Source organism: Rhizobacter sp. (assembly GCF_031412075.1).
Lineage (GTDB): Bacteria > Pseudomonadota > Gammaproteobacteria > Burkholderiales > Burkholderiaceae_C > Rhizobacter.
In genome coordinates, this window is the sequence record NZ_JANOCG010000049.1 from 1 (window position 1) to 5,573 (window position 5,573).

Sequence of the window (5,573 nt, forward strand, 5' to 3'; positions counted from 1 at the left end):
AAGATGCAGCGCCACCCGGCGCAAGCCCATCTCATCCAGAAGCTGCTCGACTGCGGCTTCTCGCCGGCACTCACCCGCAAGCTGGTCGAAAGCCTGCCCACCGACGTGGGCGACGAAACCGCCTGGGCTGCCAACGTGCTCGAACGCAACCTGCTCACCGGCGAAGCCGAAGCCGCGCTCGAAGACCAGGGTGGCGTGTTCGCCCTCATCGGCTCCACCGGTGTGGGCAAGACCACCAGCGCGGCCAAGATTGCCGCTGCCTTTGCCGCCAAGCACGGCGCCAACCACCTCGGCCTGATCACGCTCGATGCGTATCGCGTCGGTGCCCACGAGCAGCTGCGCGCGTATGGCCGCATCCTCGGTGTGCCGGTGCACACCGCGCACGACCGGGCCTCGCTCGAAGACCTGCTGGAGTTGTTGGCCAGCAAGAAGATGGTGCTGATCGACACCGCCGGCATGGCGCAGCGCGACACCCGCACCCGTGAGCTGATGGAGATGCTGGGCCACCGCTCGATTCAAAAGCTGCTCGTGATCAACGCCGCCGCGCAAGGCGAGACGATCGAAGACGTGATGATTTCGTACCACGCCGCGGCCTGCAAAGGCATCGTGCTCTCGAAGATGGACGAAGCCGTCAAGCTCGCCCCCGCGCTCGACGCGCTGATCCGCCACAAGCTCAAGGTGGTGGGTGTCGCCAACGGCCAGCGTGTGCCCGAAGACTGGCACCGCCTGTCGGCCCATGCCCTGGTGCACCGCGCCCTGCGTGCGAACGTGAACCCGGCCTACCGCGTGGCAGCCGACGACGTGAACCTGATCTTCACGGCGCGGCAGCAGGCGCAGCGCGCTCGCCCGCCGCTTCACGCCTGATCGAGACAGCGCCTGAAATCCTCCGTGCCAGACCCACACAAGAGCCCCATGCACGACGCACTTGATTCATCGTTCCCGGTCGACCAGGCCTACGGCCTGCGCCAGATGTTTGCCCACAACCGCGTGCGCTTCGTGCCGGTGGTGGCCAACCCGCACGTGGCCTTTGGCGGCGTGATGCTGGAGCGGCTGTGCACCGCCTTTGGTGAACAAGGTGCCCACGTGCTGGTGATCGACGCCGGCGAGCGCTCGCCCGCGCCCAAGGAAATGGCGGCACTCGAACTGAGCGAATGCATCGAGACGCTGTCGCCGCAAGTTTTTTACCTCGCCGCACGCGGCCTGCCGGTGCGTTATGTCGACGCCCAGGGCTCGACCGCCAGCTTCCTGCAAGCGGCCGCCGACGCCGCGCCGCAAGTTGACGTGGTGATCGTGCACGCGACCGAATCAGACCTGTGCCGCCTGTTCGTGCGCAGCGAAGCGCGCCCGCTGCTGCTGGCCGACGACCGCCCCTCCAGCGTGACCCACGCCTACGCCGCGATGAAGCTGCTCAACCAGCGCGCCGGCCTGGTGGTGTTCGACCTGCTGCTGTGCGTCACGCCCAGCTCGCCGCGCGCCGAACGCATTGCCATGCAGCTTGCCACCTGCGCCGATGACTTTTTGGGAGCGGTGCTGCGCGACTGGCTGCAGATCGACCCCGCGTCCGACGCGCGCGAAGCGCCCACCAGCGCCTTGCGCCGCTGGGCTCGCGACGCGCTCGTGCAAACCCCGGGCGGCTACCTGCCGGCCGTGGGCCTGTACGGCACGCAAGCCTCACAACAACAAGCCTTGAATTGACCTCTCGGAGCCGACACATGTACACCGCCAAAGGCCAACTCGACGTCAACTCGATGCTCAAGCAGTACAGCCCTCTGGTGCGCCGCCTGGCCCACCAGATGATTGCCAAGCTGCCCGCCAATGTGGAGCTCGACGACTTGATTCAGGTCGGCATGATCGGGCTCACCGATGCACTGAGCCGGTTTGACGCCGCGCAGGGCGTGCAGTTCGAGACCTTCGCCACCCAGCGCATTCGTGGCGCCATGCTCGACGAGCTGCGTGGCAACGACTACCTCTCGCGCGGCGTGCGCAAGCAGCAGCGCAGCATCGAGAGCGCGGTGCACAAGCTGGAGCAGAAGCTCGGCCGTGCGCCCGCCGAGAGCGAGATCGCCCGTGAGATGGGCGTGACGCTGGTCGAATACCAGGAGCTGCTCGGCAAGGTGCGCGGCACCCAGCTGGTGTACCTCGAAGACATGTCGGGCGACGAAGGCGACAACGACTTCCTTGACCGCCATGTGGCCGACGAAGGCTTCAACCCGCTCGCGCAGCTGCAAGACCAGCGCATGCGCGAAGCCCTGGTCGAAGGCATCAAGAACCTGCCCGAACGCGAGCAGTACGTGATGAGCATGTACTACGAACACGACATGAATCTCAAGGAGATTGCTGCCGTGTTGAAAGTCACCGAATCGCGTGTGTGCCAGTTGCACAGCCAGTCGATCGCGCGTTTGCGCGTCAAACTGCGCGAGTGGTAATTCATCGGGGCCAAGATGTTCCAGGTTTTCAGATCCAACCGCAACACGCCACCCTTGGCGGCTGAGCCGGTGGTGGCCGCGCAGCCCGATCTGCGCGCGGCTGTGCAATCGATCGGCAAGCAGGCCTCGACCATGGGCCGCGAAGTGGCCGAAGTGCGTGGCCAGCTCGACGACACCACCAAGGGCGCGGCGCGTCAGGCGCAGGCCGTGGCCGCGCTGGCGCAGCAGCTGAAAAGCATCACCAACGCGCAAGACGACATCAGCGGCGTGACCTCCAGCAGCATGGGCGCGGTGGCGCGTGCGCGTCAGGCGGTCGAAGGCATTGGCAGTGGGGTCTCGGGCATCGTCGACACCTTGCGCAACGTGTCCGACGCCGCAGGCCAGATCACGCAGATCGCCTTGCAGACCCGGCTGGTGGCGTTCAACGCTTCGGTCGAGGCCAAACGCGCCGGCGATGCCGGCCGTGGGTTTGGCGTGGTGGCCGATGCGGTCAAGGACCTGGCTGGCAAGGTCGAGCGTTCGTCCAAGGCCATCATGAGCACCGTGGGCGAGCTCGACGCACGCATCGAGGCGCTATCAAAAGAGATTCAATCGAGGCCCAACCAGGCGGAGCAGGGTGCCTTTCAGCGTGCGCTGGCCGAGCTGGAAGGCGGCGTTTCCAGCATCACCGCAGCGGCCAAACAAAGCCGCGGCATCTGCGACGGGCTGAATGGCCAGATGTCGGCGATCGAAGCCGAAATGCGCCAGGCCAGCCGCTCGCTCGACTCGGCGCTCACGCGCAGCGAATCGTTCCTCAAGGTCTCCGAGCACCTGATCGAGCTGGTGGCCGAGTGCGGCATCGAGACCGAAGACACGCCTTTCATCCTGGCGGCCAAGGAAGCGGCAGGCCAAATCTCCAAGCTGCTCGAAGACGCCTTGCGCACCGGCACCATCTCCCAGGTCGACCTGTTCGACGAACACTACAAGCCGATGCCTGGCACCAACCCGGCGCAGGTCACCACCCGCTTCGTGGAGCTGGCCGACCGCCTGTTCCCGCAGGTGCAGGAGCGTGTGCTCGGCAGCAACCCGAAGATCGTGTTCTGCATCTCGGTCGACCGCAACGGCTACGTGGCCACGCACAACAAGCTGTACTGCAACCCCCAGCGTGGCGATCTGGCCTGGGACTCGGCCAACAGCCGCTACCGCCGCATCTTCAACGACCGCACCGGCCTCGCGTCGGCGCGCAACCAGCGCCCCTTCCTGCTGCAGACCTATCGCCGCGACATGGGCGGCGGCAAGTTCGTGCTGCTCAAGGAAGCCGCCGCACCGATCACGGTGAACGGCAAGCACTGGGGTGGCGTGCGGCTGGCGTTCAATTTTTGAGTTGAGTCAGCCGTGCCACATCGGTCGGTCTCACTACCGCAAAGACGCCAAGGGGCGCCAAGGTCGCAAAGGAAAGACATTGATTTTCTTTGCGACCTTGGCGTTCTCTGCGCCTCCGCGGTGAAATTCTCACCACAGCACAACACCTTCGAGAAAGCGAGCGCCTGATGTGGCCCTTGCCCGCACTGCTCGTCTGGGCCTTGTGCTGGGGCATCTTCTTCGGCCTGCAAGCTCTCGATGCCCGTGACTGGGCGGCATTGCTGCTCGCCACGGCGATCGGCGGTGTGCTGAGCCTGCTGAGCGTGCGCCGCTGGCGGCGTGTCTTCATCTCGCTGGGTTTTCCGCTCTCGGTGCTGGCCTCCGGCCTCGCGGGCAGCGTGCCTGCCTGGGGCTGGCTGCTGCCGCTGCTGGCCTTGCTGGCGATGTACCCGCTGCATGCGTGGCGTGACGCGCCGATGTTCCCGACACCCTCGGGCGCCCTCAAAGGGTTGTCGCGCGTGGTCTGGCTCGATGGCGAGTCGCCGCGTGTGGTCGATGCCGGTTGTGGCATGGGCGACGCCTTGCGCGAGTTGCACATCCAGTACCCGCAGGCCCGGCTCGAAGGCCTGGAGTGGAGCTGGCCGCTGCGTGTGGCCTGCGCGCTGCGCTGCCGCTGGTTGCGTGTGCCGGCGCGGGTGAGGCGTGCCGACATCTGGGCCGCCGACTGGACGCCCTATGCCCTGGTCTACCTCTTTCAGCGCCCCGAGAGCATGCCGCGTGCGGTGCGCAAGGCGCAGCGTGAGCTGCGTTGCGGCGCCTGGATGGCGAGCCTGGAATTCGAAGCCGCCGACCTGCAGCCCACCGCCGTGCACCACTGTGCCGACGGGCGGCCCCTGTGGCTCTATCAGGCGCCGTTCAAGGTGCGCGCTGCGGTTTGAGCGTGGCCACTCGCGGCGCCTCAGGTGCGCGGGCATCGGGCGCGGCGGGCTGCAGGACCGCCACGAACTGCAGCGTGATGCCGAAGCCTCGCCCGTCCAGCCCCTCGCAGACCTCCAGCTGCGCCGCATGCAGCTTGGCGATGCGCGCCACCAGCGACAGGCCGATGCCGCTGCCACGCCCCGGCGTACCGGGCACGCGGTAGAAGCGGTCGAAGATGCGTTCGCGGTCTGCCACCGGCACGCCCGGGCCGTCATCGCACACGCTCAGCACCACGCTGCGCTGGCCCTGCAATTCCTGTTCACGGCACACGACTTCCACACGCGCGCCAGGGCCTGCATAGCGCAAGGCGTTGTCGATCAGGTTGCGCAAAAGCACACCCACGGAATCGACGTCCACCCGGGCGTGGCACGGCTCGGCCGACAGCTTCAAGCGCTGGCTGGCCGACTGCGCGGTGCTGTCGTAGTCACGCACCACCAGCGAGACGATCTCGTGCAGGGGCACCGGTGGGCGCGCGCCGGGGTGTTCGATCGCGTCCAGGCGCGCCAGGTCGAGCAGCTGCTCGGTGAGGCGTGCGCTGCGCTCGATGCCGCTGATGAGCGGTGCGAGCGAGGCACGGCTTTCGTCGAGCGTGGGCGCCGATTTCACGAGCTGGGCCTGTGCCATCAACGCCGCCAGCGGCGTGCGCAACTCGTGCGCCGCATCGGCGAGAAAACGGCGCTCCCCTTGCAGGGCAGTCTCCAGGCGCAACAGCTGCGCGTTGAAGGCTTCGACCAGCGGCTTCACTTCGGTGGGCAGCTCATCGGCCGGCAGCGGGCCCATGTCGAGCGGTGAGCGCTCGCGCAAGGCCGCCTGTGCCGCCTGCACCGG

6 protein-coding genes are annotated in these 5,573 nt (G+C 67.0%); 5 read left to right on the forward strand and 1 reads right to left on the reverse strand.

The annotated features are described in order from the left end of the window. The 5 genes from RMO40_RS01790 to RMO40_RS01810 all read left to right on the forward strand — a co-directional run. The coding region (locus RMO40_RS01790) for a flagellar biosynthesis protein FlhF (RefSeq protein ID WP_489660088.1) at positions 1-864 on the forward strand (864 nt) is incomplete at its 5' end. A gap of 48 nt (positions 865-912) precedes the next feature. Beyond that, positions 913-1,695: a flagellar biosynthesis protein gene (locus tag RMO40_RS01795; protein WP_309715456.1), complete on the forward strand. Its 783-nt coding sequence runs from the start codon at positions 913-915 to the stop codon at positions 1,693-1,695. 17 nt (positions 1,696-1,712) lie between these two features. Further along, complete coding sequence (locus RMO40_RS01800) at positions 1,713-2,426, forward strand: RNA polymerase sigma factor FliA (RefSeq protein ID WP_309715458.1); 714 nt, start codon at positions 1,713-1,715, stop codon at positions 2,424-2,426. A 54-nt stretch (positions 2,427-2,480) separates the two neighbouring features. After that, entirely contained in the window at positions 2,481-3,788 is a 1,308-nt protein-coding gene (locus RMO40_RS01805; protein ID WP_309715461.1) for a methyl-accepting chemotaxis protein, read from the forward strand. 167 nt (positions 3,789-3,955) lie between these two features. After that, complete coding sequence (locus RMO40_RS01810; protein ID WP_309715464.1) at positions 3,956-4,705, forward strand: class I SAM-dependent methyltransferase; 750 nt, start codon at positions 3,956-3,958, stop codon at positions 4,703-4,705. Here RMO40_RS01810 and RMO40_RS01815 read toward each other — a convergent pair. Then, on the reverse strand, positions 4,683-5,573 hold an 891-nt coding region (locus tag RMO40_RS01815), incomplete at its 5' end, for an ATP-binding protein (protein ID WP_309715466.1). The two genes, RMO40_RS01810 and RMO40_RS01815, sit on opposite strands and share 23 nt — an antisense overlap.